Genomic DNA, 25,333 nt, shown 5'->3' on the forward strand with positions numbered 1-25,333 from the left:
CGGTGGCGGTGGACGGTCCAAACCGGGCTTCGGTCGCGAGCGCCTCCGCGAGGAGCGCCGGGCACGAACCGTTCGCGGATTCAATGCGGCTTGAAGTAGTCGAACGGCTCGAGGCAGGAACCGCAGCGGTGCAGCGACTTGCACGCGGTCGAGCCGAACTGCGCGACGAGCGTGGTATCGCTCGACCCGCAGCGCGGGCACGGCACGACGACGCCGGGATGGCGCAGCGGGCTCAAGCCGCGCACGTCGATCTTCGCGGCACCGGCGACGGCCGAGCCGGGAGGGGCGATCCCGAACTCGCGCAGGCGTCGTTTCGCGTCCGCGGGCATCCAGTCGGTGGTCCAGGACGGCGCGAGCACGATCTCGACGCGCGAGCGCACGCCGATCGCCGCGAGCGCGCCGTCGATCGCTCCCGCGATGACGTCGGTCGCCGGGCAGCCGGAATAGGTCGGGGTCACGCGGACGACGACGCCATCGCCCTCGCGCTCGACGGCGCGCACGATGCCGAGGTCGACGACCGACAGCACCGGGATCTCGGGATCGGGGACCGCGGCGAGCGCGCGCCAGACCGGCGCGAGCGTCGCAGGGCCGCCGCCCCGCCGCGCGTTCCCCTTCACCGAGGGGATGGGTTCGACGGTCATGTCGTTCACCACCGCGCGTCGGGGTAGGCACGCTGCAGGAACTGCATCTCGGTCAGCAGGTGGCCCAGGTGCTCGGTGTGCGTGCCCTGGCGGCCGCCGCGCTGCGCGAAGTCGTCGGACGGCAGCGCGAGCGTCGCTTCGGCGAGCACGGCGCCGACCGATTCGCGCCACGGTGCGGCGAGCGCGGCGAGGTCGGGGCCGATGCCGGCCTTCGCCATCGCGTCGTCCACCGCATCGGGCAGGAAGAGTTCGCCGGTGTACATCCACAGCGCGTCGATCGCGCCGGCCATCCGCGCGTGCGAGTGCCCGGTTCCGTCGCCCAGCCGGATCACCCAGTCGGACGAGCGCTCGGCGTGGTAGGCGACCTCCTTCGCGGCCTTCGCCGCGATCGCGGCGACACGCTCGTCGCGCGAGGCGGTCATCGCGCGGAGCGCGAGGAGGTGCCAGCGGTCGAACAGGAACTGCCGCGCGATGGTGTCGGCGTAGTCGCCGTTCGGCTGCTCGACGATGAGCGCGTTGCGGAACTCGTGCTGGTCGCGCCGGAACGCGAGCGCGTCCTCGTCGCGGCCCGCGCCCTCGACCTCGCCCGCGTACGAGAGCCACATCCGCGCCTGCCCGATCAGGTCGAGGCCGACGTTGGTCTGCGCGATGTCCTCCTCGAGGACCGGGCCCTTGCCGACCCATTCGGACAGCCGCTGCGCGAGGATGAGCGCGCTGTCGCCCATGCGGAGCAGGAATTCGAATGTCGGTGCGGGAGCCATCGTGGAAGGAGGCATGGGATGCGTCGCCGGAAGGACCTGGGCGGCCGCGCGCCCGCGCGCGGCGCGCGGCGTCAGATGTGCTTGACCCCGTCGGGCATCGGGAAGAACGTCGGGTGGCGGTACACCTTGTTCTCCGCCGGATCGAAGAGCGCCTCGCGGTCGCCCGGCGCGCTCGCGACGACGTCGGCGCTCCGCACGACCCAGATCGACACGCCCTCGTTGCGGCGCGTGTAGACGTCGCGCGCGTTCTTGATCGCCATCTCCGCGTCCGGTGCGTGCAGGCTGCCCGCGTGCTTGTGCGCGAGCCCGTGCTGGCTGCGGATGAACACTTCCCAGAGGGGCCATTCGGAGGTCATGGGAGGCTTTCGCTGGTTCAGGGTTCGAGATTCGACGTTCGACGTTCAACGCGCGCCGCGCGCTTGCGCGCGTGCTCGACCGCGGCCTCGCGCACCCACGCACCGTCTTCCCAGGCCTTCGTGCGCACGCGGATGCGGTCGCGGTTGCACGGCCCGTGGCCGCGCAGCACCGCCTGGAACTCGCTCCAGTCGATCGGGCCGATGTCGTAGTGGCCGCGTTCCTCGTTCCAGCGCAGATCGGGATCGGGAATCGTGAGCCCGAGGAACTCCGCCTGCGGCACGGTCTGGTCGATGAAGCGCTGGCGCAGCTCGTCGTTCGACAGGAGCTTGATCTTCCAGCGCATCGACTGCGCGGAGTGCACGCTGTCGGCGTCGGGCGGGCCGAACATCATCAGCGACGGCCACCACCAGCGGTCGAGCGAATCCTGCGCCATCGCCTTCTGCTCCGGCGTGCCGCGGCACATCGCCAGCATGATGTCGAAGCCCTGCCTCTGGTGGAACGACTCCTCCTTGCAGATGCGCACCATCGCGCGCGCGTAGGGGCCGTAACTGCAGCGGCACAGCGGGATCTGGTTCATGATCGCCGCGCCGTCGACGAGCCAGCCGATCGCGCCCATGTCCGCCCAGTTGAGCGTCGGGTAGTTGAAGATCGACGAGTACTTGACCTTGCCGGCGTGGAGGTCCTCGATCAGGTCGTCGCGCGAGACGCCGAGCGTCTCCGCCGCCGAGTACAGGTAGAGCCCGTGACCGGCCTCGTCCTGGATCTTCGCCATCAGGATCGCCTTGCGCTGGAGCGTGGGTGCGCGCGTCACCCAGTTGCCCTCCGGCAACTGCCCGACGATCTCGGAGTGCGCGTGCTGCTGGATCTGGCGGACGAGCGTGCGGCGGTAGGCCTCGGGCATCGGGTCCTTCGGCTCCACTTTGATGTCCGCGTCGAGGCGCGCCTGGAACGCGCGCTCCTCCGGCGACATCTCGGATGCCTCCGCGACCTTCTTCAACCCGGTGTCGACCAGTTGCGCGTACATCGCCTGCCTCCTCGTTCGGTGGAGCCGGGCGCTTTCGGACCCGCCTCGTGCCGCCAGCAACACGATACATCTTTGTGGCATGCGCAGTAAAGCTTGTATCATATTGCCCGATGCCGCCACCCGATCCCGATCCCGAACTGGCCCGCTGGATCCGGCGCGAACTCGCCGCCGACCCGCCGCGGGTCCCGTCGCTCATCGTCACCGTCTGGGGCGACGCACTGGTGCCGCACGGCGGCGCCGCGTGGCTCGCGACGCTGATTGCGCTCCTCGGCGAATTCGGTGTCAACGAGCGCGCGGTGCGCACCGGCGTGTTCCGCGTCGCAAGGGATGGCTGGCTCGTCGCGCAGCCGGTCGGCCGCCGCAGCCGCTACCAGGTGTCCGGCCAGGCGGGCGCGCGATTCGCGCGCGCGTTCCACCGCGTCTACGACAGCCCGTTCGAGCCCTGGGACGGCGAGTGGGAAGCGGTCGTCCCGCACTCCAATCTCGGCCCGGCCTCGCGCCGGCGCCTGCGCGACGAACTCGCCTGGGCCGGATTCGCCGAGTTCGCGCCCGGCGTTCACCTGCGGCCCGCCCGGCGCGACGGCGTCGCGGCGCGCATCGTCGAGGCGCTCGGCGTCGCCTGCGCGGTCACCGGGTTCGTCGCACGCGACACCGCGGACGGCGCGCTTCCCTCACTCGCCTCGCGCGCGGAATCGGTCTACGCGCTCGGCGCGCTGGCCGCGGACTACCGCCGCTTCATCGCGCGGCACGCGGGCGTCGTCGCGGCGTTCCGCCAGCGCGCCAACCCCGATCCCGCGCAGGCGTTCGCGATCCGCACGCTGCTCGTGCACGCCTATCGGCGCGTGCGCCTGCGCGATCCCCAACTGCCCCGCGAGGTCCTGCCGGACGACTGGCCGGGCGCGGCGGCCTATGCGCTGTGCCGCGACTTCTACCGCATGGCGGAGCCGATGGCGGAGGCCCACCTCGCCGCGGCGTTCGCGAACGAGGGCGCCACGCTGCCGCCGATCGATCCGGCGTTCCACCGCCGCTTCGCGGACCCGCTGCCTTCCTGCGCCGCGTGAGCGGTTGCGTGCGGGGGATCGCGGGCTACGCCGCGGGCGGGGATGCCGCCTGCAGCGGATCCTCGTCGTCGTCGTCGTCTTCGTCGTCGTCCTCGCCCCAGTCGTCATCGTCGTCCGGGTCGCCGATCGGGGTCTCGTCGTCGTCATCGTCGTCGCCCGGACCGGGATGCGCGACCGGGGCGGCGATGCCTCCGCCCGGCCGCACGAGTTCGGCGAGGAGAGCATTCATGCCGGCGGAATGCGCAGGTTCTGGCCCGGATAGATCTTGTCCGGGTGCGAGAGCATCGGCTTGTTCGCCTCGAAGATCTTCATGTACTTGTTCGGGTCGCCGTAGTACTGCTTGCTGATCTTCGACAGGTTGTCCCCGGACTTCACCGTGTAGTACTGGGCCTCGGGTTCGCTGCGATCGACGCTCATCATGTCCTTCACCGTGGACACGCCCGCGACGTTGCCGCAGCAGAGCACGATCTTCTCGCGCGTCGCCTGGTCGGGCGCGACGCCGTAGACCGCCACCGACGACGACGCGCCGTCGAAGGTCACGGTGAGCCCGGTCGCCGAGAGGTTCTGCGCCTTGATGTAGGTGACGATCGCATCACCCGCCGCGTCGTTCGCCGCCTTGATCTTGGCGTCGTTCGCGGGGTCGGACTTCACCTCCGCCATCGCGGCCTGCGCCGTCCCCTTGCCGAACAGCTTCTCGCCCGCTTCCTTGACGAAATCGATCAGTCCCATCGCGCCTCTCCGGTTCGCGGCATGCCCCGCGTCCGGGCAAGCATACACCGCGAGGCGCCGCGGACGCGGCCCGCGGTGCCCCTTGACACGCCTCGCGCGCGCGCGAATCATCCGCCGGTCGATCGCCGCGCGACGACCGCGCGCGGCGGCTTGGCATGCCCACCCCCTCCCCGGCTCCGCACCGCGCCCCGTACCTCGTCGCCGACGCGATCAGCGTGTCGTATGGCACGACGCGCGTGCTCGACCGGGTGTCGCTCGAGGTCGAGCGGGGCGAACTGGTGGCGCTCCTCGGCAGCTCCGGCTGCGGCAAGACGACGCTACTGCGCGCGATCGCCGGATTCGTCGCGCCCGACGCGGGACGCATCGTCGTCGACGGCCGCGACATCACCCGGCTCGCGCCGGAGGCGCGCGGCACGGCGATGATGTTCCAGTCCTACGCGCTGTGGCCGCACATGGACGTCGCGGCGAACATCGGCTACGGGCTGCGCATGCGCGGCCGGCCGCGCGAGTCGATCGGCCGGCGTGTCGACGAGATGCTGAAGCTCCTCAAGCTCGAAGGCTACGGCGCGCGCGCGATCTCAGCGCTCTCCGGCGGGCAGAAGCAGCGCGTCGCGCTCGGCCGCGCGCTCGCGGTCGACCCGAGCGTGCTCCTGCTCGACGAGCCGATGTCGAACCTCGACTACCGGGTCAGGCTGGAACTCCGCCACGAGCTGCGCGCGCTGCAGCAGCGCGTCGGCATCACGGCGGTCTACGTGACGCACGACCGCGAAGAGGCGCTCACGCTCGCCGACCGCATCGCGGTCATCGACGCCGGCCGCGTCGCCCAGCTCGGCACGCCCGACGACGTGTTCCACCATCCGGTCTCGCCGTTCGTCGCCGGCTTCATGGGCGCCGACAACGCGATCGACGTGGTGCGCACGGGCCACGGCTGGACCTGGAGCGCGGCACCGCACGCCGGAGCGCGCGCCCGCGCGCATTTCCGCGCCGACCGGGCGCGCCTCGTCCACCCCGGAACGACGGCCCCGGCGGGCACGCTCGCGATCGACGGCACGATCGCCCAGCGCGTCTACCTCGGGACCGTGCATCGCTACCGCATTCACGCCGGCGCCGACGACTTCTGGGTCGAGGACGCCGAGCGACGCGACGAGGGCGCGCCGGTGCGCGTCCTCGTCCCGCCCGACGGGCTGCTCGTGTTTCCCGCGGCGGCCTGACGCGCGCCGCGACGCACGGGCACGGAGGTCTTTCAGAGGAGGAGGCAGATCATGCGCACGTTCAAGACTACCCTGGCCCTCGCGCTCGTCGCGACGGGGGCGGCGTTCGGTTACGCGGTTCCCGCATCCGCGCAGGTCACGCTCAACGTCGTGACCGCGGGCGACCAGAACATGGTCGACTACGTCAACAACTTCCTCGGGCCGAAATTCGAGGCCCGGAATCCCGGCGTCAAGGTGCGCGCGGTCGGCACCGGACCGGGCGACGCCGGTTCGCAGAAGATCCTCGAGAAGCTCTCCGCGCAGCAGAAGGCGGGGTCGACCGCGTGGGACACCGACGTCGCCGTCGTGCATCAGCGCGGCGCGGCGACGATGGTCAAGGACCACCTGCTCGCGCCCTACCGCAACGAGATCGCCGCCGGGAAACTCGTGTCGCGCGACACCGCGAAGAACGCGCTCGGCCAGAACGTCGACGGCTACGTGATCCCGATGTTCCACAGCCAGATTGCCTTCGCGTACAACCCGGACGTCGTCAAGTCGCCGCCGAAGAGCTACGCCGAGCTGGCGCAGTGGGTGAAGCAGCACCCGAAGCAGTTCGGCTACAACGGCGTCAAGGGCGGGATGTCGGGCGTCGGCTTCGTGATGGGCTGGGTCGCCGCGAACAGCGGCATGGGCGACCAGCTCGAGAAGGGTCCCTACGACCCGGCGAAGAAGGCGGTGATCGACCGCTCGCTCGCCGGCCTGAAGGAGTTCAACCAGTACGTCGTGCTGACGCCGGGCAACGCCGGCACGCTCGACATGCTGAACCGCGGCGAGATCGCGATGGGCCCGGTGTGGGTCGACATGTTCTACACCTGGGTCGCCGACGGGAAGATGCCGCCGAACGTGAAGCTCGAACTGCCGCAGCCGGGCCTTCCCGGACAGCCGATGTACTACGTCGTTCCCGCGAAGGCGGCCAACGCCGCGCTCGCGAAGAAGTTCGTGGACTTCGCGGCGAGCCCGGCGATCCAGGCCGAGGGCATCGTCAAGCGCTTCAACTGGTATCCGGGCATCGACGCGCAGTACGTGAAGCCGCAGATGGACGACAAGAGCTGGAACAAGCTCTTCGCCGACATCCCGCCCGACACGCTGCAGCGCTACGGCCGCCCGTTCCCGCTGTCCGAGTACTTCACCGACATCCTCGAGGGCTACGAGCGGGTGGTCCTGAAATGACCCCGCGTCCGACGCCCCCGATCGCGTGAGCGACCGTCCGGGCGTCGGGATCGCGCCGCCCGTCCGGCGTAGCTGGGCGGGCCTCGCGCTCGCCGCGCCCGCGCTCTCGATCGTCGCGGTGTTCTTCGTCGCGCCGCTCGCGATGTCCGCCGTCCTCGCCTTCCGCGACGAGGGCGGCGGCTTCACGTTCGCGCATTTCGCGAAGGCGTTCGAGTACTACTCGGCCGACCTCTGGTTCTCGGCCGCGATCGTCGTGCTGTCGACCGCCGCGATCGCGGCGGTGGCGATCGCGGTCGCCGGCTACCTGACGCTCGGCGAACACCCGCGCACGCTCGCGATCCTGCGCTGGCTCTACCGCTGGCCGCTGTTCATCCCGTTCATCGTCACCGCGCAGGTGATGCGCACCTTCCTCGCCAAGAACGGGATGCTGAACCACGTCCTGATCGGCGGGGGCCTCATCGACCCGCTGCAGGCGCAGAGCCTGCTCGACTGGCGCGGCATCGTCATCGCGTTCGTGTGGAAGCAGGCGCCGTTCGTGACGCTGCTGCTCGCGGGCGCGATGGCGGCGATCGACCGCCAGCACATCGAGGCCGCGCGCAACCTCGGCGCCAACCGCTGGCGGGTGTTGTTCGGGATCGTGCTGCCGCAGGCGCGCCGGACGCTGATGGTCGGACTCGTGCTCTCGTTCGTGTCGATGCTCTCGGTGCTGTCGGTGCCGATGATGATCAACCCGAACTCGCCGACGATGCTCACCGTCGACATCGCCTACCGGATCAACTCGCACGGCGACTACGCGGTCGCCAACGCGCTGTGCCTGATGTCGCTCGTGCTGGCGTCGTTCGGCGCCTGGTTCTACCTGCGCGAGGCGGCCGCGCGCAAGGCGGAGCGCGCGTGAACGCGTCGCTGTCGGTCCGGATCGGGGAGTCCGCCGCGCGCACGGTCCTGCTCGTGCTGCTCGCGTTCGCGATCTTCGGACCGCTCGCGAACCTCGTCCTCTGGGGTTTCGCCGAGCGCTGGTACTTCCCGCACAAGCTGCCGCAGGAGTTCGGCCTCACCTACTGGGCGCGCGTGTTCGCCCCGCGCGGCAGCGCGCTCGCGTCGCTGTGGACGAGCGTCGGGATCGCGACGCTGACCGTGCTCCTCACGCTCTCCGTCGCGGTCCCGGCGGGCTACGCGCTGGCGCGCCTGAAGCTCCCGGCGCGCACGCTGATCCTGCTCGTGTTCCTGCTGCCGCAGGCGGTGCCGAACCTGCCGGTCTACGTGAACATCGCCCGCGTGTTCTACGAGTTCAACCTGAACGGCACGATCCTCGGCGTCGTGCTGGTCCACGCGTCGCACGGGCTCGTGCTGGCGGTCTGGATCGCCTCCGCGGCGTTCGCCGCGGTCGACGCCTCCCTCGAGGAGGCCGCGCGCAACATGGGCGCCTCGCCGTGGCGTTGCTGGACCACGGTGACGCTGCCGCTCGCGCTGCCCGGGCTCATCGCGAGCGCGATCTTCGTGTTCCTCGAGTCGCTCGACGAGTTCACCGGCACCTACTTCGTCGGCGTGCCCGACGTCACGACGATGCCGCTCCTGATGTTCAACGCGAGCATGGGCGGCAACTACCAGATCGCGTCGATCACCGCGCTCCTGCTGCTCGCGCCGTCGATCCTGTTCATGCTGCTGGTCGAGCGCTTCCTGAAGGCCGACGTGCTGGCGATGATCGGGCGGTAGTGTCCCGGCGAAAGGCAGGGTCAGACTCGACTTCTCGAACGCTTGCCGGACAGCGCATCGCGTTCGCGATGCAGGAGTCGAGTCTGACCCTACTTTCCCAGCGGGATCGTCGCGACGATCCTCCAGTCCTCGACCGCGACCTCCTTGCCCGACAGCGCGACCGCCAGACGGTCGAACACCATCGTGCGCCCGTCGATCGCCCCGGCGAGCGGCCGCGAGCGCGCGATCTTCTCGCGCACCGGCAGCGCTCCGTAGGCGAGCGACAGGTGCGGGAACGGCGACAGGCCCTCGCGCGACCCGGTGAGCTTCGCCGAGCGCTCGGTGAGCGCGCGGAAGCGGTCCGCCCGGTCGAACGCGACGAAGAACGCGCGGAACGGGTGCTCGGTCCACTGGATGCCCCAGGCGCGCCACTCGAGCGGCGCCTCGCCGGCGACGAGTTCGCGCGCGAGCATCTCGGCGTCGTCCGCCGAGAGGTCGAGATCGCCCTGCACCGTCGCGTGCGGCCCGAACGCGGGCATGCCGAACACCGGCGCGAGCGCTCGCACGAGCCTGTCGAGTTCGCGTTCGAGCGCGGCCTCGGGCAGCAGCCAGAACGAGTACGACGTGTCGTTCACGCCGGATCGATCGCGCGTCGAGGGCGGCTCACGGCATCAGGTCGCCGAGCGTCGACTCGAGGAACGCGCGCACGCCGGGCGCCCCCGCGAGGATCGCGTTGCCGCGGGTGAGGCCGTCGCCGGCGAAGAACGCGTTGGTGAACCCGCCCGCCTCGCGCACGATCGCGATGCCCGCCGCGACGTCCCAGGCGTTGATGTGCGGCTCGAAATAGCCTTCGAAGCGCCCGTCCGCGACGTGCGCCATCCCGAGCGCCCCGCTGCCCAGCCGGCTGTACTCGCAATGGCGCGCGAGCAGGCGGTCGATCGCCGTGAGGTGCACCTGGCGATCGCAGCGGTAGGAAAAGCCGAGGCCGACGCGCGAGGCCTCCGGCGCGCTGGCCGGGGAGACGCGGATCGGCGCGCCGTTCAGCGTCGCGCCCCGGCCGCGCGCGGCTGCATGCGTGTCCCCGAGCGCCGGTGCATGGATGACGCCGAGCGCCGCGTCGCCGTCGACGACGAGCCCGATCGACACGCACCAGACCGGGATCCGCCGCGCGAAGTTCGCGGTGCCGTCGATCGGATCGACGACCCACAGCGGCGCGCGTCCGTCCCAGCCGGCCGAGATGCCCTCCTCCTCGCCCAACACCGCGTCGCCGGGAAACGCCGCGGCGATCTCGCGCCGCAGCGACGTCTCGACCGCCTTGTCGGCCGCGGTCACCAGGTCCTGCACCCCCTTCGCCTCGATCGCCATGCGCGCCGGGTCGTGCGCATAGGCGAGCGCGATCTCGCCGGCGCGGCGTGCCGCCGCCGTCGCGAACCGCAATCGGGCGTCCAGGGCTTCGGGAGTCATCGGGGCTTCGCCCCCGGCGTGCGGAGGTCAGGGCGCAATGATACAGTCCGTCGCCATGACGCGATCGGTCCGTTTCGCCCATGCCTGCCTCGCCTGCGCCGCGCTCGCCTTGGGCGGCTGCGCCACCGAGCGCTACAGCCCCGGCCTCGAGACCACCGTCCTCGCCGCGGTCATCGACTATCAGTGCGAGGGCGGCATCAGGATGCGCGTCGAGCGCGCCCCCGATGCGCGCAGTGCGCGCGTGACCATGGGCTCCCGGTCCTGGACCCTGACCCGCGTCGACAGCGCCGCGCAGGAGAAGTACGGCGAAGGCCTGACTGCGCTCTATCTCGACGGCGACGTCGCGATCTTCGAGAACGATAGCCGCATCGTCGGCGGCAAGTGCCAGTCGTCGACGCCGATGCCCAAGGCGCCGACGATGCGCAAGTACGACTTCTTCTGACCCTCCGCGAGTCGGGACCCGCGCGACCTCGGCCGTCCCGGCGCGGCGACTTCGGGCCCCACGCCATGGCCAACGCGGCACGGCGGCCGCATAATGGCCGCGTGGGGTATGCGTTCGACACCTTCCTCGACGCGACCGGCGCCAACCGGTACGACGACGATGCGCTGTTGGCGACGCTGCTCGACCGATACGCGGGCGCCTCTCCCGCGCGCGACGCGGACCTGTCGCGTTTCGGGGCGCGTGTCGCCGGACCGCTCGCCCGGCTCGCCGACGAGTCCGCGCAACCGGCGAACGCGCCGACGCTGCGGCAGTACGACGCCTGGCACCGCCGGGTCGACGAGATCGTGCTTCCGGCATCGACGAAGGCCGCGCTCGCCGAAGTGGCGGGCGCGGAGCGACTCGGCGTGCTCCACGGCGACCGGTTCGCGTTCTACGCGAAGACCTACCTCGCGCACCAGAACGGCGAGGCCGGCGTCGCCTGTTCGCTCGCCTGCACCGACGGCCTGTCGCGCACGCTCGACGCATTGGGCGATCGGCCCGAGCACCGCGCCGCGCTCGACCGGATGCGTTCGTCGAGCGAACGGCGCGTCTGGCACGCGGCCCAGTTCGTCACCGAGATCCAGGGCGGCTCCGACGTCGGTGCGAATGCGGTCGAGGCACGTCCCGCCGGCGACGGTGCGTACACGCTGCACGGTCCGAAGTGGTTCTGCTCGAACGTCAACGCCGACGACTTCCTCGTCAGCGCCCGCCCCGCCGGCGCGCCCGCCGGCCCGAAAGGGATCGCGATCTTCCTCGTGCCGGCGTACCTCGACCGGGACGGATGGGCACGCAACGGCTGCACGATCGACCGCCTGAAGGACAAGCTCGGCACGCGCGAACTCGCGACCGCCGAACTCACCTTCGACGGGGCGGTCGGCTGGCCGATCGGACCGCTCGACCGCGGCCTCCCGAACCTCGTCGACCGGGTGCTCGTCACCTCGCGGATGGCCTGCGTGCTCTATGCGGCCGCGAGCCTGCGCCAGGCCGAACGCATCGCGCGCGCCTACGCGACCTTCCGCACCGCGTTCGGGCGTCCGATCGCCGACTTCGCGCCGGTGCGCCGGACGATCGAGAGCATCGCGCTCGCGCGCGAACGTTCGCTCGCCGTCGCGTTCGAACTGGTGCGGCTGTGGCCATCGCCCGACGGGACCCACGACGCGGCGGACTTCCGCGTGCTGCTCTCGCTCGCGAAGCCGGTGATCACGCAGCGCGCGAGCATGCTCCTCCACGAGGCCGTGATGCTGCTCGGCGCCAACGGCATCGAGGAGCGTTTCTCGCCGCTGCCGCGTCTCTACCGCGACGCCGCGGTGATGGAGACCTGGGAAGGCCCGCACAACGTGCTCCATGCGCAGGCGCACCGCGACATCACGCGGCTCGCGCTCGACGTCGGCGACTTCGCGCATCGCGTGGCCGGCCGCGCGGACGACGCGCTGATCGCCGCGCTGCGCCGCGCCACCGGAGGCGGCGCGCCCGCGATGCTCGCCATGCCCGAGGCCGCGGAGCATGTGGTCGATGCGCTCGGCGACCGCATCCGCGGCGCCTGAAGGACCTTCCGCGCGGATCGCGATCCGCATTCGGGCCCGCGCGCACGTGTAATTCTTACATTCGCACTGCAGGTGCACGCACGCGCTTCCCGCCCGCCTGCATCGCAAGTATCCTTGCACGATCGCCGGGCACACGACCGGGTCGCATGGAGGATCTTCCGATGAATCACGCACTGCTGGCTGCCTTCTGCGGCGCGACCGCGCTGGCGGTGGCGCTCGTCCCCGGCGCCGCGAAGGCGCAGGCGAAGGGCAGCACCGCGACGCCGGTCGTCAAGGTGCGGGTCGTCGCGGACCGGCACGTCGTCGTCGACCAGCATCCGATCGTGGTGCTCAAGTCCGACACCCGCGGCAAGGTCATCTGGGAACTGCCGGCCCAGGGCCCGTGGCGGTTCCAGTCGGACAGCGTCGCGATCGACGGCGGACAGTTCCTCGGCTGCAACGTCGAGGCGAAGGGCATGCGCTATGTGTGCACCGACAAGTCGCCGCGCCATTCCGCGCTCTACCCGTACCGCATCACCGTCTACCACGGCACGGGCGGCAACGCGAAGGCCGTCTCGACCGACTCCGCGGTGCAGAACGAGTAGTTCGATCCCTTGGCGGTCGCCGGGGCGCGCGCAGCCGAGCGCCGCGGTGCGCCCGCGATTGCGTAGAATCGTGTCCGTTCGCGGCGACACGCCGCACGGGAGCAAGCGCTTGGATCGCCACGACCCCGCATTCCTCGACCGGCTGCGCAAGACGCTCTACAGCGCCGTGCTCTCCGACGTGCTGGACGAACTCGGATACATGCACCAGGCGCTCGCACCGGGCATCCGCCCGCTCGACGAGGGCCTCGTGCTCGCCGGCTACGCGCGGACCGGGCTGTTCCGCGAGGTGAGCGCCGCGGTGCCCGGCGAGAATCCCTACGAACTCGAGATCCGCGTCGTCGACGACCTGAAGCCCGGCGAGGTCATGGTGTTCGGCTGCGGCGGCTCGCGCAAGATCGCGCCCTGGGGCGAACTGTTGACCACCGCCTCGCGCGCCCGCGGGGCGGTCGGCGCGGTCACCGACGGCTTCGTGCGCGACGTGCGGATGATCCGCGAACTGCGATTCCCGGTGTTCCACGGCGGCATCGCGCCGCTCGATTCGAAGGGTCGCGGCAAGGTCGTCGCGATCGACGTGCCGATCGACTGCGGCGGCGTGCGCGTCGAACCGGGCGACCTCGTGTTCGGCGACGTCGATGGCGTCGTCGTCGTGCCGCGCAAGGTCGAGGACGACGTGCTCGCGCGCGCGTTCCGCAAGGTGGAGGGCGAGAACACCACGCGCGAGGAACTCGCGAACGGCGCGAAGCTCGCCGACGTGTTCGCTCGGCACGGCATTCTCTAGAACCGATTCCGGCCGCGCGCGATGCCCCGGCAAGTCGTTGCACGCGGTCTGTCGGCATGGTGCCGCTGCCAGCCACGGTGACGCCGCACTGGTCCGGTCGGAACAGCGACTGACCGGCACCCGGCGATGCCACGATCCGAGCGCGCGGGTCCGACCGGCCTGCATCCGTCCGCGACGGTCCGCTGGCTCCTGCTCGTCGCCGGCATCGTGGCGACCGCGCTCGGCGTCGTCGGCGCGTTCCTGCCGGTGCTGCCCACCACGCCGTTCCTGCTCCTCGCCGCGGCGTGCTTCGCGCGCGCGTCGCCGAAGCTCGACCGGAGGCTGACCGAGTCGAAGACCTTCGGTCCGATGATCGTCGAGTGGCGCACCCATCGCGCGATTCCGTGGCGCACGAAGCTCGTCGCGCTCGGGCTCATGAGCGCGATGATCGCGGTGTCGGCGACGTGGTTCGTCGAACCCTGGTGGGCGAAGGCGCTCCTCGTCGCGGTGTGTGTCGCGACCGGAGCGTGGCTCTGGAGCATTCCGTCGCGCGACCGGCCCGTGCGCGAACGCTGACCGCAGGTTCGCGGGCGGGGGTCGGAACGGACGAGGGCGGGCGAACGGCGTCCGCCTGCAGCGCGCTCACACGATGCGGCAGACTTCCTCGAACGCGAGCCGCGGCAGGCGGCCGAACACCTTCGCCGGGTCGCCGTAACCGAGGTTGCACAGGAAGTTCGAGCGCACGTTCGTCCCGGCGAAGAACTCGCGGTCGACCGCGTCGGGGTCGAAGCCCGACATCGGCCCGCAGTCGAGGCCGAGCGCGCGCGCCGCGAGCATCAGGTAGGCGCCCTGCAGCGTGCCGTTGCGAAACGCCGTCGTCGCGGCATGCGCGGCGTTGTGTTCGCCGAGGAAGCGGTCGCGCGTCGTCGGGCTGTGCGCGAACAGCCGCGGCAGGTGCAGGTGGAAATCGAGGTCGTAGCCGATCACCGCAGTGACCGGCGCGGTGATCGTCTTGTCGACGTTGCCCGGCGCGAGGCAGGGACGCAGGCGCGCACGGCCTTCGGCCGTGCACACGAACACGACGCGCGCGGGCTGGGTGTTCGACGCCGTCGGTCCCCAGCGCCACAGGTCGTAGAGTTCGCGCAGCGTGGCCTCGCTCACCGGACGCGGCAGCCAGCCGTTCTGCGAACGCGCGTGGCGGAACAACGTGTCGAGTGCCGCGCCGTCGAGGGGCGCGCCCGCCGGGGATGCCGAGCTCGGGTTCGTCGCAGTCGCGTTCACCGATCGACCCTCCGTTGTACTGGCGACCGGGGCAGTCTGCCGGCAACGCCCCGAAGCAGGCTCACTTGCGCTCTTCGGCCGCGATCTTCGCCACCACGGCTTCGAGATCCCGGCGCCGCGCCTCGGAGAGCGGACCGATCGGCGGCCGCGCGGGACCCGCGCTGCGCCCGGCGAGCGTCATCGCCTCCTTGATCACGACCGGGAACGAGCCCCAGGCCCACGCCGCCCGCAGCGGTGCGAACACGTTCGACAAGCGCCGCGCTTCGGCGATGTCCCCGCGGCGCAGCGCGTCGTAGAGCCGGACCTGCAGGCGGGGAAAGACGTTCGCCGCCGGCGAGATCGTGCCCTGCGCCCCGTGCAACATCATCGCGAGCGCGATGGTGTCGCGCCCCGAGAACAGCAGCGCGGGCCGCGGGGCGTCGAGCTGGTACTCGATCGCCTGCGTGAGATCGCCGCTCGAGTCCTTGACCCCGACGATGTTGTCGGCCGCCTTCATCGCGCGCGCGAGCGTCGACGGAAGCAGGTTCACGCTCGTGCGCGGCGGATTGTTGTAGAGCATCACCGGGATGCGCACCGACTTCGCGACCGCGGTGTAGTGGGCGACGAGTTCGTCCTGCGTGGGTTGCGCGAAGTACGGCGTGATCACGAGCGCGAGGTCGGCGCCCATCGCCTCGGCGGCCTGCGTGAGGCGGATCGCCTCGCGCGTGGTCACCGCGCCGGTGCCCGCGTACACCGGCACGCGACCGCCGTTCGCCTCGATCGCCACCTCGAGGAGCCGCAGGTGCTCGTCGGGGGTGAGCGAGAAGAACTCGCCCTGGCTCCCCGCCACCGACAGCCCGTGGACGCCGGCCGCGAGGTAATCGGCGACGAGGTCGCGCACCCGGGCCTCGTCGAGGCGATGATCGGCGGTGAAGGGCGTGGCCATCGCCGGCACGACGCCATGGAACTTCGCGGGATTCACGTCGGAACTCCTTCGCTGCGGTGGTGCGGCGCCCGCGCGCACGGCGCGCGAGCGAACGGGACGGCGATGCTCAATCCTCGACGCCCATCAGGCGCCCGAGCTGGACCACATAGAGGCCGAACGCCGGGTTCTCCTTGGTCGCGCGCGGGTCGCGCGGGCGCGGCAGGTCGATGGCGATGTCGTCGAGCACGTGCCCCGGCCGCTCGGACATCACGAGCACGCGATCCGACAGGAAGATCGCCTCGGGAATGCTGTGGGTGATCAGGATGACGGTCTTGCGCATGAGCTGCCACAGGCGCAGCAGTTCGACGTTCAGCTGGTCGCGCGTGAGCGCGTCGAGCGCGCCGAACGGCTCGTCGAGCAGGAGGACCTGCGGCCGCAGCACGAGGATCTGCCCGAGTCCCGCGCGCTGGCGCATGCCGCCGGAGAGTTCGTGCGGATAGCTGTCGCGGAATTTCTCGAGCTTCAGGATCGGCAGCAACTCGTTCACGCGCTGGTCGATCTCGGAGGGCGGCAAGCCCTGGACCTCGGCGGCGAGGCGGATGTTCTGCTCGGTGGTGTACCAAGGCAGCATGTTGTGCGACTGGAACACCACGCCGATGTCCGGAGAGACGCCTTGGCGGCGCCGCCCCAGGACCTCGACCTCGCCGCCGGAGTCGGGCGGCGTGAGGCCCGCCACGATCCGCAGCAGCGTGCTCTTGCCGCAGCCGGAGGGCCCGAGGATCGACACGAACTGGCCGCGCGGAACCGAGAAATCCACGCGGTCGAGCGCGCGTACGCCTCCCCCCCCTCCGAAGGTTTTGGCGACGTCGCGGACCCGGATGGCGATTTCGCCGCCGTCGCCGTCCTTGTCCGTCGCTGTGATCCCGGCCACGGCGGCAGCCCTCACTTCTTGGCGCCGGCCCAGCCACCCGCCGAGATGTCGAACAGCACACCGTCGGGGTCGCGATACTTGGCTTCGAAGTAGAGGGTTTCCTTCTCCGCGGGGACGTCCATGAAGAACTTGCCTCCGTTGGCCACGATCTTCTTGCTCTGCGCCTCGAGGTTGTCGACCCAGAAGCCGAAATGGTGCGTGCCGATCCAGTCCTTGCCGCGCTCGAGACCGGCCGACGCGTCGTTCTTGAACTTGAGCAGCGCGAGGCAGATCGTGCCGTCGGACAGGTAGACGCCCGTCGCGAGCGGCGAGTCCGTCCGTTCGGTGATCTGCATGTCGAACGTGTCGCTGTAGAACCTGGCGGACTTCTCCGGATCTGAGACGGTAAGTGCGATGTGGCGCAGCTTGGCCATGATGTGCCTTTGACGTGATGGGGTGGCTACAACGCGCGCCACCAGACGCGCCTGGCCGCGAGTTCGACCAGGAGGTAGAGGATGCCGGCGACGATCGAGGTCGCCACGAGCGCGGCGAACAGCAGATCGGTGCGGCCGTTGGCGTTCGCCTCGAGGATCAGGTGGCCGAGCCCGCGCTCGGAGCCGACGAATTCGCCGACGATCGCGCCGATCACCGCCAGCGGCATCGCCGAGCGGCACCCGTCCATGATCGACGGCAGCGCGGCGGGAACCTGCAGGCGGCGGAACGTGGTCCACTGCGACGCCCGGATCGCCTTGAAGTGCTCGATCAGGTGTTGCGGCGTGCCCGCGAGCCCGCCCATCGTCGAGATCACCACCGGGAAGAACGCGAACAGGAACGCCATCAGCACCTTCGAGGTGATGCCGTAGCCGAACCACACGACCATCAGCGGCGCGAGCGCGATCTTCGGCAGTCCCTGGAACACGACGATCGCCGGATAGAGCGCGCGTCGCACCGTGGGAATCGCGTACAGCGCCAGTCCGAGCGCGATGCCGCCCGCGGCTGCGAACACGAACCCGACGAGCACCTCCTGCACGGTGACCCATGACTCCGCGACGAGCGTCGCGCGCGCGTCCCAGAAAGCGGACGCCACCTTGGAGAGCGGCGGCAGCAGGTAGGGCTTGATGCGGAAGACGTCGACCGCCTTCTCCCACAGCACCGCGAGGAGCAGGAAGAAGATCGCGGGATCGACGAATTGCCGCCAACGCGCGGCGCGCTCGCTGGTCTGCACGGCCGCCCCGCCTAGCTCCGGGGTCCCCACTGGGGCCGGGGCACCACGAAGCGTTCGAAGTGCCACTGGTCGTAGGCATCGAGGTCGTTCTTCCAGACCCGCGCCTCGTAGGGCTTCTCGGCGGTGACCTGCACCATGTCGGCGTAGAACTCGACGTAGTTGCCGTCGGGATCCTTGAACACGAGGAACAGGTTCTCGCCGGGACCGTGCTTGCCGATTCCGCGGACGATCTCGACGCCGCGTTCCTTCAGGAACGCCGCGGTCGCCTCGATGTCCGCGAGCGAGCCCACCTCGTAGGAGAAGTGCTCGAGTCCGGGTCGGCCGGGCGCGTAGACCTCGTCGCGGCCGGGCTGGTCGCGCGGGATCTGCGCGAGCGCGAGGTCGTGATGGTCCTCGGCGCAGCGCAGGAACGCCATCTGGTCTTCGATGTAGTCGGATACGGTGAGGCCGACGATCTCGGTATAGAAGCGCACCGAAGTCGCGAGATCGCGCACGTTCAGCACGACGTGGCCGAGGCGGCGGGGGCGGGGGCGGGTCATGGCGTCTCCTTGCTTGGCTGCAACGGGCCGGCGCCGTGCCGGCCCTACCTCGATGACTTCCTGGTGCGGCCGGCGCGTGCGCTGACCGCGTTCCCTGCTACTTCAGCAGCGCGTTGGTGTAGACGTCCTGCGGCTTCACCTTGCCCGCGAGCGAGAACGCCTTGTCGACGAACTGCACGGTCGAGGCCATGCGGTCGTCGCGCATGTAGCCCAGCCCCTGGTCCTTCGCCTGAGGATCGACGACCAGCACGATGATGTCGCGGATCTGGGCGAGGACCACGGCGCGGTCGACCGTCGGGTAACTCCTGACCATGATGTCCGCGGCCTGCTCCGGATTGCGGATCGCGAACTCGTAGCCCTTGTAGCTCGCCTGCAGGAACTTTCGCAGCGCCTCGCCCCGCTTCGCGATCACGTCGTCGGTGGTGACGAAGCCGCTGCCGTAGGCGTTGAGCCCGAAGTCCGCGTACTCGATCCAGCCGACGTCGACGCCCGCGGCCGCCGCCTGCTTCAGCATCACCGCGCGGTTGCTCGCGCGCCAGCACTCGGCGAGGTCGATCTTGCCCTCGACCAGCGACGCGTCGACGACCGCCGGATCCATCCGCAGCAGGCGGACCAGGTCCTTCGGCTGCCCGTTCTGCTCGAGCCACACCGGCACGACGTTGTGCACGACCGAGGCCGAGCCGCCGCCGAGCGTCATCCCCTTCATGTCGGCGGGCTTCTTCACCATGTGGCGCCTGGTGTCGAAGCAGATCCCCGCCGGCCACTGGGTGTTGATCGCGCCGATCATGCGGATCTTCCCGCCGTTGCTGCGGTTGATCGCGATGCTGATCGGGTCGGTGTAGCCGACGTCGAACTGGCCCTGGTCGAGTTCGTTCGCGGTGCGCGTGCCGCCGTAGCCGCGCACGATCGAGACGTCGAGGCCGGCGTCCTTGAAGTACCCGTTGGCGAGCGCGATGACCGGACCCGAAGTGCTGCCCTGCGGGAGCCACCCGAGGTTGAAGGTGAGTTTCTCCTGCGCCGCGGCGGAGCCGGCGAAGGCCGCGAGCGCTGCGGCGGCGAGGATCGATCGGGCGGTCGGACGGGCGTAGCTCATGCGGTCTCCGGAGTGCGTCGGGTCGGGTGGCGCGGGCGGCGTCCGCCAGGAACGGCTCTCCCGCTGCGGCGAGCGCTCGCGCGCCCTACTTCTGCAGCAGCGCGTTGGTGTAAATGTCCTGCGGCTTCACCTTCCCCGCGAGCGAGAACGCCTTGTCCGCGAACTGCATGCCCGCGTTGATGCGGTCCTCGCGCAGGTATCCGAGCCCGCGGTCCTTCGCCTGCGGGTCGACCACGAGCACGGCGGTGTCCTTGATCTGCTGCAGCGCGACGTTGCGATCGACGGTCGGATACATCTTGACCATGATGTCCGCCGCCTGCTCCGGGTTCCTGATCGCGAACTCGTAGCCCTTGTAGCTCGCCTGCAGGAACTTCCGCAGCGCGTCGCCCCGCTTCGCGATCGAGTCCTCGCTGGCGGCGAAGCCGCTGCCGTAGGCGTTGAGCCCGAAGTCCGCGTACTCGACCCACCCGACGTTCACGCCGGCCGCGGCGGCCTGCTTGAGCAGCACCGGGCGGTTGCTCCCGCGCCAGCACTCGGCGAGATCGATCTTGCCTTCGACCAGCGACGCGTCGACGACCGCCGGATCCATCCGCAGCAGGCGGATGGCGTCCTTCGGGAGGCCGTTGGCCTCGAGCCACACCGGCACGACGCTGTGCACCGGCGAGGCGGAACCGCCACCCAGCGTCAGGCCCTTCATGTCCGCGGGCGACTTCACCGCGTGGCGCCTGGTGTCGAAGCAGATCCCGGCCGGCCACTGCGTGTTGATCGCGCCGATCATGCGGATCCTGCCGCCGTTGCTGCGGTTGATCGAAAGCGTGATCGGGTCGACGTAGCCGACCTCGAACTGCCCCTGGTCGAGTTCGTTCGCGGTGCGCATGCCGCCGTAGCCGCGCACGAGCGTGACGTCGAGGCCCGCGTCCTTGTAGTAGCCCTGCGCGACCGCGACGATCGGGCCGATCGCGCTGCCCTGCGGCAGCCACGCCATGTTGTAGGTGAGCTTCTCCTGCGCCTGTGCGGTGCCGGCGAGAGCCGCGAGCGCCGCGGCGGCGAGGATCGAACGGGTCTTCGGGCGGACGATGGTCATGGTGGCCTCGTGGATGCGGCGTGCGGTCAGGCGAGCGACTCGGCCTCGACACGATTGGCGATCGTGCCGATGCCACCGATGGTGGCGGTGACGAGGTCACCGCGCTTCAGGTACAGGTTGCGGCCCATGCCGACGCCGGTGGGCGTGCCGGTCGCGACGACGTCGCCCGGCTCGAGCGTCACGATCGTCGACAGGTAGGCGATCTGCTCGCGCACCGTCCAGATCATGTTCGCGGTCGTGTCCTCCTGCATCGTCGTCTCGTTGACGTCGAGCCGGAGCGATACCGCCTGCGGATCGGGCACCTGCCACGCCGGCACGATCCACGGGCCGATCGGCGCGAAGGTGTCGTGGCACTTGCCCTGGAACCAGTCGAACTTGAACGGATAGTCGCTGCGCACGTTGAGGTCGCGGGCGGACACGTCGTTCACGACCGTGTACCCCGCCACCGCCCCGAGCGCCTGGTCGACGCCGATGCGGCGGCAGCGCTTGCCGATCACCGCCGCGAGTTCGATCTCCCAGTCGAGCATCGTCGTCTCGGGAGGCATCCGGATCGCCTCGCCGGTGCCGATCACCGTGTTGGCGAGCTTCAGGAACATGTAGGGCTTGCTCTCCGACTTCGCGGCGAGCACGGTTCCCATCTCGTTCGCGTGCTCGATGAAATTCGACGCCGCGCAGAAGATCTTGTCCGGCACGAACGGCGCCGCCAGCGCGGACATCGGCACCGCCGCGAGCTTGCCGCGCGAGGCGAGGTCGGCGAGCGCCGGACGGGCGCCGGCGAGCCACGGCTCGACCCGGGCCCAGTCCTTCATCATGGCCTTGACGCCGCCGGTGAGCCACGCGGGATCGACCCCGGCGAGGCCGGCGCGCACCGCGGCGTCCAGCGCGTAGGGCTTGTGATCGACCGCGATGGCCGGGGCGAGGCCGCCGGCGGCGCGGTAGGTGGCGAGGGCGACCCAGGTCATCGTGTCTCCGTGTATGCGAGTTCTGTAAATTGTATGCAGAGATTAGGCGCGCAATCCGCCGCTGTCAAGCCGTCGAACGAACTATTGGTGTGCTGCGCCGCAGCACGCAAGCGCATCATCGGGTGGCTGGCGCTGTGCCGCAACGGGAGGCGGCGCCACACCCAACCTTCAACGATTTCGCTACCTCGGCGCTCGGTGCGCCGCCACCGGAGACTCCGGCGCCCCTGCCAACTGCCAACTGCCAACTGCCAACTGCCAACTGCCAACTGCCAACTGCCAACAGCCAACTGCCAACTGACAACTGCCGCCTACGCCACTTCGCGCTGGTCCTTCGCGCCGGTGGCCGCGTCGTCGCGCGGCAGGTGCGTGCGGACGTTCGTCGCCGACTGCGCCGCGTGCTCGAGCATCGCGTGCGCCGCGCCGTCCGCGTCGCGGGCGACGATCGCCGCGATGATTCCCGCGTGCTCCGCGTTCGATCCCTGCATCCGGTTGTCGGTGGAGAAGAACAGGCGGGCGCGGAACGGCGCGAGGCGCCGCCGCATGCCGAGCGCGAGTTCCGCGAGCGTCCGGTTGCGCGCGCCGGCGTAGATGAGCTGGTGCAACTGCTCGTTCAGCGACGCGTAGGTCGCGGCGTCGCCCGCCTGCGCGGCCGCGGAGGCGCTCTGGTGGACGATCTCGATGCGCTTGCGCTCGGCGGGTCCGGCGCGCAGCGCGCACATCCGCGCGCAGAGCGCCTCGATCTCGCCGGCGGCCTCGAACAGGTCCTGGAGTTCCTCCTGGTCGACGACCGCGACGCAGAAGCCGCGTCGTGGCCGATGGTCGACGAGCCGCGTCCCCGCGAGCAGGCGCAGCGCGTCGCGCACCGGGCTGCGCGAAACGCCGAAGCGCGCGGCGAGCGACACCTCGTCGAGGCGCGCGCCCGGCAGGAGCTGCCGGCGGATGATCTCCTCCGCGAGGCGATCCGCCACGCTCTCCGCGAGTGTCTTGGCCCGGTCGGTCATGCGGTCTCCGCAGCGGATGGATGCCCTGCTATTGTATACAACTTCGCGCCAGGGCATGCAAGCGTCGACCAGGGCATTGGCGGGTCTTCGAGGCCCGGACACCCGTGATGTCAGGTGACCCGCGATGCCCGCCCCGCGCAGGTCTGCACGTTTCAGGCGCTCCGGCGTACCGATTCGGCCGGTCCCGGGACGGATCCCCGGTCCGGCGATCAGGCCGGCACCGTCGTCCGCTTCACGCCGGCGACGAAGCGCTGCAGCGTCTGCGACAGGACACCCGAGGGAATCATCGCCTCGACCAGCTGGAACTTTCCGCGCGTGGCGTGCGCTCGGGCGAGCGCGGCGGCGAGTTCACGCCGGGTGCGCACGCGCACGCCCTCACCGCCGAGCGCCGCGGCCGCATCGGCGAATTTCCAGTCGCCGAGATCGTGGAACGACGACTCCGGCTGGAACGTGCGCAGCATCTCCCAGCTCGCGTTGTTGAACACCACGACGATCGGGTCCCAGCCGTAGCGCGCGCAGTTGCCGAGTTCCCAGCCGGTCATCTGGAACGCGCCGTCGCCGACCAGCACCAGCGGACGTTGCCCGGTCGCGGCCTGTACGCCGAGCGCCGCAGGCACGCCGAAGCCCATCGTCCCGTAGTAGCCGGGAGCGACGAGCGCGGTGTGCTCGACGTCCATCGCCGTGAACAGGCAGTCGCCGATGTCGGCGGCGATCGGCATCTTGCCCTGCGCGGCCATCAGGTCGTTGACCGCGGTCGCGATGTCGGCGGGCGCGATCGGCGCGTCGTCGGCGACGAGTCCGTAGGGAAACGCGTTGCGGCGGACTTCGAAGCGTCGTGCGGTCGCGGGCACGCGCGCGAGCAGCCGATCGACCAGCGCGGCGAGCGGGATGTCCGGGTAGACGTGGTGGCCCATGACCACCTGCCCGTCGAGCGCGCGGATCGTGCGGCGCAGGTCGATCTTGCGGCCGGACACCGCGAAGTTGGTGTCGCAGACGATCTCGCCCAAAAGCATGAGGCTGTCGGAGGACTCGACGAGTTGCGCGAGCCCGGGCTCGCCCGCGACGCCCATGTAGGTGCCGACCAGCGGTGCGTTGGCGTCGGCGAGGAGGCCCCGCCCCATGAAACTCGTGACCACCGGCAATCCGAGCCGGCGCGAGAGCTCGGCGACCTGCGCCTCGAGCCCGTAGCGGCGGACCTCGATCCCGGCCATCAGCACCGGCGACGTCGCCGCCGCGAGCCGCGCGAGCAACTCGTCGACGCACGCGGCGAGCGCGTCCTCGTCGATCGGCGCGGGCGGTTCCGCGACGACGCTCGCGCAGGGCACGCGCACCATGTCGCGCGGCAGTTCGAGGTAGACCGGCCGAGAGTGCCGCAGCGCCGACGCGAGCACGCGGGCGATGTCCGCGGGCGCCTTCGCCGCGTCGTCGAGGCGCGCGCGGTCGCAGGTGATCTCCTCGAAGATCCGGTACTGCGAATCGAGCGTCTTCGCCTGGTGGTGCAGCAGCAGGCCGGAGCGCGCCTCGCCCTTGCCGGGTCCGCCGGAGAGCACGACGACCGGCGACTTCTCCGCGTACGCGCCGGCGATCGCGTTGACCATGTTGAGCGCGCCCGCGCCCCAGGTCACCGCGGCCACGCCGAGCCCGCCCTGCACGCGCGCCGACGCGTCGGCCGCGAAGCCGACTGCGGGCTCGTGCGAGAGCGTGTGGAGCGGCAGGATCCCCGACTCCTCGATGACGCGGAAGTACGGCAGCGCGAAGTCGCCGGGAATGCCGAAGATCCGATGCGCTCCGTGCGCCTTCAGCGCGTGCAGCAGCGATTCGGTGAGGTTCATCGCGGGGCCTCGAAATCGGGTCGAAGCCGCCATCGTGCGCCGGACCGCGGCGGTCGTGGCGCATCGATCATGCGCCCTATGTCTATCACGCGCATGATTCATGCGTGTTGTCGTGACATTGCGCAATAATGATTGTCTCCTGACCCGGAGGGCGCGGGCATGCGACCGCGACACCGGTTGCGGCCGCTCGCGCCGCACGCGCAACGGTGGGCGGCAGGCGCCGCGGCTACTGGTGGGTGGCAGGCGCCGCGGCTACTTGTAGCGGGTGCGCGCGATCTGCGCGAGGCCCACGCCGGCGGCGATGTCCTTGCGCTGCCGGCGGTCGCCCTCGTCGATGCGTCGCGCTTCGGAGAGCACCGCGTCGACCTGTGCGTACGGCACGACGACGACGCCGGCGTCGTCGGCCAGCACGAGGTCGCCTGCGTCCACCGTGACACCGGCGATCCGCACGCGACCGTTGATCGCGACGGTCTGCAGGCGCCACTTGCCGGTCGCGGGCGTGACGCCACGGGCCCAGATCGGGAACCGCTGCGCGCGCGCGACCTCGGGATCGCGGTACGAACCGTCGACGACGGCGCCGGCGAGCTTCGCTCGGCGCGCCACCGTGGCGGACTGTCCGCCCAGGTTCGACACGCCGGTGAGGCCTTCGATCACCACCACGTCGCCCGGCGAGGCGAGGTTGTAGGCCTCGTGCTCGCCCATCTTGCCGACCCGCTCCAGCGCGGCGCGCGTGGGCGTCACCGCTCGCTCGACGTTCCGCACCGTGACCGCCTGTCCGACGATGCGCGTTCCCGGCATCGAGGACGGCAGCACCGCGCCCGGAATGACGCCCTGCAGGCCGAGCAGGTCGAGGCTGTCGGACACCGTGCCGGTGAGGTCGGTCAGGCGCGCGAACGACTTCAGCGTGGCCTCGGGCAGCCGCTCGAATTCGAGGCGCACGATCGCCTCGGGCGGAACGCGGCCGGTGAGCTTTCGGCGGGCCGCCAT

28 protein-coding genes are annotated in these 25,333 nt (G+C 70.6%); 9 read left to right on the forward strand and 19 right to left on the reverse strand.

Features of this window, described 5'->3' with window-relative positions; genetic code table 11:
- Positions 1-80 precede the first annotated feature (80 nt).
- From paaJ to paaA, 3 genes are all read right to left on the reverse strand, one after another.
- A complete protein-coding gene (paaJ, locus tag HS109_06620) occupies positions 81-1,325 on the reverse strand; it encodes a phenylacetate-CoA oxygenase subunit PaaJ (GenBank protein MBE7522042.1) in 1,245 nt (414 codons plus the stop codon).
- Between the two features lie 148 nt (positions 1,326-1,473).
- Complete coding sequence (gene paaB, locus HS109_06625) at positions 1,474-1,758, reverse strand: 1,2-phenylacetyl-CoA epoxidase subunit B (protein MBE7522043.1); 285 nt, start codon at positions 1,756-1,758, stop codon at positions 1,474-1,476.
- A gap of 17 nt (positions 1,759-1,775) precedes the next feature.
- Positions 1,776-2,783 carry a 1,2-phenylacetyl-CoA epoxidase subunit A gene (gene paaA, locus HS109_06630; GenBank protein MBE7522044.1) on the reverse strand — a complete coding sequence of 336 codons (1,008 nt, stop codon included), beginning with the start codon at positions 2,781-2,783 and terminating at the stop codon, positions 1,776-1,778.
- A gap of 110 nt (positions 2,784-2,893) precedes the next feature.
- Here paaA and HS109_06635 point away from each other — a divergent pair, with 110 nt between their 5' ends.
- Positions 2,894-3,844 carry a phenylacetic acid degradation operon negative regulatory protein PaaX gene (locus HS109_06635; GenBank protein ID MBE7522045.1) on the forward strand — a complete coding sequence of 317 codons (951 nt, stop codon included), beginning with the start codon at positions 2,894-2,896 and terminating at the stop codon, positions 3,842-3,844.
- Positions 3,845-3,869: 25 nt separating this feature from the next.
- Here the strand turns inward: HS109_06635 and HS109_06640 are convergent, their stop codons facing one another.
- Complete coding sequence (locus tag HS109_06640) at positions 3,870-4,073, reverse strand: hypothetical protein (protein MBE7522046.1); 204 nt, start codon at positions 4,071-4,073, stop codon at positions 3,870-3,872.
- Entirely contained in the window at positions 4,070-4,573 is a 504-nt protein-coding gene (gene lysM / locus HS109_06645) for a peptidoglycan-binding protein LysM (protein ID MBE7522047.1), read from the reverse strand. Before lysM ends, HS109_06640 begins: the two co-directional genes overlap by 4 nt.
- A gap of 155 nt (positions 4,574-4,728) precedes the next feature.
- On the opposite strand from lysM, the gene HS109_06650 reads away from it, so the two are divergent.
- The 4 genes from HS109_06650 (at position 4,729) to HS109_06665 (ending at position 8,706) form a co-directional block, all read left to right on the forward strand.
- Complete coding sequence (locus HS109_06650) at positions 4,729-5,784, forward strand: ABC transporter ATP-binding protein (protein ID MBE7522048.1); 1,056 nt, start codon at positions 4,729-4,731, stop codon at positions 5,782-5,784.
- Between the two features lie 51 nt (positions 5,785-5,835).
- On the forward strand, positions 5,836-6,993 hold the full coding sequence (locus tag HS109_06655) for an extracellular solute-binding protein (GenBank protein MBE7522049.1): 1,158 nt from the start codon (positions 5,836-5,838) through the stop codon (positions 6,991-6,993).
- A gap of 142 nt (positions 6,994-7,135) precedes the next feature.
- Positions 7,136-7,888, forward strand: a complete 753-nt coding sequence (locus HS109_06660) for an ABC transporter permease subunit (GenBank protein MBE7522050.1) — start codon at positions 7,136-7,138, stop codon at positions 7,886-7,888.
- 20 nt (positions 7,889-7,908) lie between these two features.
- Positions 7,909-8,706 carry an ABC transporter permease subunit gene (locus HS109_06665; GenBank protein MBE7522051.1) on the forward strand — a complete coding sequence of 266 codons (798 nt, stop codon included), beginning with the start codon at positions 7,909-7,911 and terminating at the stop codon, positions 8,704-8,706.
- A gap of 89 nt (positions 8,707-8,795) precedes the next feature.
- On the opposite strand, the gene HS109_06670 is transcribed toward HS109_06665, so the two are convergent.
- Positions 8,796-9,320 carry a hypothetical protein gene (locus HS109_06670; protein MBE7522052.1) on the reverse strand — a complete coding sequence of 175 codons (525 nt, stop codon included), beginning with the start codon at positions 9,318-9,320 and terminating at the stop codon, positions 8,796-8,798.
- Positions 9,321-9,348: 28 nt separating this feature from the next.
- On the reverse strand, positions 9,349-10,149 hold the full coding sequence (locus HS109_06675) for an inositol monophosphatase (GenBank protein ID MBE7522053.1): 801 nt from the start codon (positions 10,147-10,149) through the stop codon (positions 9,349-9,351).
- A 55-nt stretch (positions 10,150-10,204) separates the two neighbouring features.
- On the opposite strand from HS109_06675, the gene HS109_06680 reads away from it, so the two are divergent.
- The 4 genes from HS109_06680 to HS109_06695 all read left to right on the forward strand — a co-directional run bounded on the left by HS109_06680 (position 10,205) and on the right by HS109_06695 (position 14,091).
- A complete protein-coding gene (locus HS109_06680; GenBank protein ID MBE7522054.1) occupies positions 10,205-10,591 on the forward strand; it encodes an MliC family protein in 387 nt (128 codons plus the stop codon).
- A gap of 65 nt (positions 10,592-10,656) precedes the next feature.
- Complete coding sequence (locus HS109_06685) at positions 10,657-12,174, forward strand: acyl-CoA dehydrogenase family protein (GenBank protein ID MBE7522055.1); 1,518 nt, start codon at positions 10,657-10,659, stop codon at positions 12,172-12,174.
- A 462-nt stretch (positions 12,175-12,636) separates the two neighbouring features.
- On the forward strand, positions 12,637-13,536 hold the full coding sequence (locus HS109_06690; protein MBE7522056.1) for an RraA family protein: 900 nt from the start codon (positions 12,637-12,639) through the stop codon (positions 13,534-13,536).
- Between the two features lie 126 nt (positions 13,537-13,662).
- Complete coding sequence (locus HS109_06695) at positions 13,663-14,091, forward strand: YbaN family protein (protein ID MBE7522057.1); 429 nt, start codon at positions 13,663-13,665, stop codon at positions 14,089-14,091.
- Positions 14,092-14,157: 66 nt separating this feature from the next.
- Here the strand turns inward: HS109_06695 and HS109_06700 are convergent, their stop codons facing one another.
- The 12 genes from HS109_06700 to HS109_06755 form a co-directional block, all read right to left on the reverse strand.
- The gene (locus HS109_06700) at positions 14,158-14,796 is read right to left on the reverse strand and encodes a malonic semialdehyde reductase (protein ID MBE7522058.1); all 639 of its coding nucleotides are present in this window, start codon (positions 14,794-14,796) and stop codon (positions 14,158-14,160) included.
- A gap of 61 nt (positions 14,797-14,857) precedes the next feature.
- Positions 14,858-15,757, reverse strand: coding sequence for a 4-hydroxy-tetrahydrodipicolinate synthase (gene dapA, locus HS109_06705; protein ID MBE7522059.1), 900 nt, complete (start codon positions 15,755-15,757; stop codon positions 14,858-14,860).
- 70 nt (positions 15,758-15,827) lie between these two features.
- Entirely contained in the window at positions 15,828-16,622 is a 795-nt protein-coding gene (locus HS109_06710) for an ABC transporter ATP-binding protein (protein ID MBE7522060.1), read from the reverse strand.
- A 20-nt stretch (positions 16,623-16,642) separates the two neighbouring features.
- Positions 16,643-17,044 (reverse strand): VOC family protein, encoded by a 402-nt coding sequence (locus HS109_06715; protein ID MBE7522061.1) that lies wholly within the window; start codon positions 17,042-17,044, stop codon positions 16,643-16,645.
- A gap of 26 nt (positions 17,045-17,070) precedes the next feature.
- Positions 17,071-17,784 carry an ABC transporter permease gene (locus HS109_06720; GenBank protein MBE7522062.1) on the reverse strand — a complete coding sequence of 238 codons (714 nt, stop codon included), beginning with the start codon at positions 17,782-17,784 and terminating at the stop codon, positions 17,071-17,073.
- Between the two features lie 62 nt (positions 17,785-17,846).
- On the reverse strand, positions 17,847-18,374 hold the full coding sequence (locus HS109_06725) for a VOC family protein (GenBank protein ID MBE7522063.1): 528 nt from the start codon (positions 18,372-18,374) through the stop codon (positions 17,847-17,849).
- Positions 18,375-18,471: 97 nt separating this feature from the next.
- Positions 18,472-19,467, reverse strand: coding sequence for an ABC transporter substrate-binding protein (locus HS109_06730; protein MBE7522064.1), 996 nt, complete (start codon positions 19,465-19,467; stop codon positions 18,472-18,474).
- An 85-nt stretch (positions 19,468-19,552) separates the two neighbouring features.
- Complete coding sequence (locus HS109_06735) at positions 19,553-20,551, reverse strand: ABC transporter substrate-binding protein (protein ID MBE7522065.1); 999 nt, start codon at positions 20,549-20,551, stop codon at positions 19,553-19,555.
- 26 nt (positions 20,552-20,577) lie between these two features.
- Entirely contained in the window at positions 20,578-21,513 is a 936-nt protein-coding gene (locus tag HS109_06740) for a fumarylacetoacetate hydrolase family protein (GenBank protein MBE7522066.1), read from the reverse strand.
- A 308-nt stretch (positions 21,514-21,821) separates the two neighbouring features.
- Positions 21,822-22,514 (reverse strand): GntR family transcriptional regulator, encoded by a 693-nt coding sequence (locus tag HS109_06745; protein ID MBE7522067.1) that lies wholly within the window; start codon positions 22,512-22,514, stop codon positions 21,822-21,824.
- Between the two features lie 209 nt (positions 22,515-22,723).
- Entirely contained in the window at positions 22,724-24,346 is a 1,623-nt protein-coding gene (gene ipdC, locus HS109_06750) for an indolepyruvate/phenylpyruvate decarboxylase (GenBank protein ID MBE7522068.1), read from the reverse strand.
- Positions 24,347-24,598: 252 nt separating this feature from the next.
- Positions 24,599-25,333, reverse strand: coding sequence for an RraA family protein (locus tag HS109_06755; protein ID MBE7522069.1), 735 nt, complete (start codon positions 25,331-25,333; stop codon positions 24,599-24,601).

This window comes from Burkholderiales bacterium (assembly GCA_015075645.1).
GTDB lineage: Bacteria > Pseudomonadota > Gammaproteobacteria > Burkholderiales > Casimicrobiaceae > VBCG01.

Bases quoted from the DNA above. Each gene is read 5' to 3' on its own strand.
- paaJ (MBE7522042.1), bottom strand. From the start codon at position 1,325: ATGGGTCGGCAAGGGCCCGGTCCTCGAGGAGGACATCGCGCAGACCAA.
- paaB (MBE7522043.1), bottom strand. From the start codon at position 1,758: ATGACCTCCGAATGGCCCCTCTGGGAAGTGTTCATCCGCAGCCAGCAC.
- paaA (MBE7522044.1), bottom strand. From the start codon at position 2,783: ATGTACGCGCAACTGGTCGACACCGGGTTGAAGAAGGTCGCGGAGGCA.
- HS109_06635 (MBE7522045.1), top strand. From the start codon at position 2,894: ATGCCGCCACCCGATCCCGATCCCGAACTGGCCCGCTGGATCCGGCGC.
- HS109_06640 (MBE7522046.1), bottom strand. From the start codon at position 4,073: ATGAATGCTCTCCTCGCCGAACTCGTGCGGCCGGGCGGAGGCATCGCC.
- lysM (MBE7522047.1), bottom strand. From the start codon at position 4,573: ATGGGACTGATCGATTTCGTCAAGGAAGCGGGCGAGAAGCTGTTCGGC.
- HS109_06650 (MBE7522048.1), top strand. From the start codon at position 4,729: ATGCCCACCCCCTCCCCGGCTCCGCACCGCGCCCCGTACCTCGTCGCC.
- HS109_06655 (MBE7522049.1), top strand. From the start codon at position 5,836: ATGCGCACGTTCAAGACTACCCTGGCCCTCGCGCTCGTCGCGACGGGG.
- HS109_06660 (MBE7522050.1), top strand. From the start codon at position 7,136: ATGTCCGCCGTCCTCGCCTTCCGCGACGAGGGCGGCGGCTTCACGTTC.
- HS109_06675 (MBE7522053.1), bottom strand. From the start codon at position 10,149: ATGACTCCCGAAGCCCTGGACGCCCGATTGCGGTTCGCGACGGCGGCG.
- HS109_06680 (MBE7522054.1), top strand. From the start codon at position 10,205: ATGACGCGATCGGTCCGTTTCGCCCATGCCTGCCTCGCCTGCGCCGCG.
- HS109_06685 (MBE7522055.1), top strand. From the start codon at position 10,657: ATGGCCAACGCGGCACGGCGGCCGCATAATGGCCGCGTGGGGTATGCG.
- HS109_06690 (MBE7522056.1), top strand. From the start codon at position 12,637: ATGTGTGCACCGACAAGTCGCCGCGCCATTCCGCGCTCTACCCGTACC.
- HS109_06695 (MBE7522057.1), top strand. From the start codon at position 13,663: ATGCCACGATCCGAGCGCGCGGGTCCGACCGGCCTGCATCCGTCCGCG.
- HS109_06715 (MBE7522061.1), bottom strand. From the start codon at position 17,044: ATGGCCAAGCTGCGCCACATCGCACTTACCGTCTCAGATCCGGAGAAG.
- HS109_06725 (MBE7522063.1), bottom strand. From the start codon at position 18,374: ATGACCCGCCCCCGCCCCCGCCGCCTCGGCCACGTCGTGCTGAACGTG.
- HS109_06730 (MBE7522064.1), bottom strand. From the start codon at position 19,467: ATGAGCTACGCCCGTCCGACCGCCCGATCGATCCTCGCCGCCGCAGCG.
- HS109_06735 (MBE7522065.1), bottom strand. From the start codon at position 20,551: ATGACCATCGTCCGCCCGAAGACCCGTTCGATCCTCGCCGCCGCGGCG.
- HS109_06740 (MBE7522066.1), bottom strand. From the start codon at position 21,513: ATGACCTGGGTCGCCCTCGCCACCTACCGCGCCGCCGGCGGCCTCGCC.
- HS109_06745 (MBE7522067.1), bottom strand. From the start codon at position 22,514: ATGACCGACCGGGCCAAGACACTCGCGGAGAGCGTGGCGGATCGCCTC.
- ipdC (MBE7522068.1), bottom strand. From the start codon at position 24,346: ATGAACCTCACCGAATCGCTGCTGCACGCGCTGAAGGCGCACGGAGCG.
- HS109_06755 (MBE7522069.1), bottom strand. From the start codon at position 25,333: ATGGCGGCCCGCCGAAAGCTCACCGGCCGCGTTCCGCCCGAGGCGATC.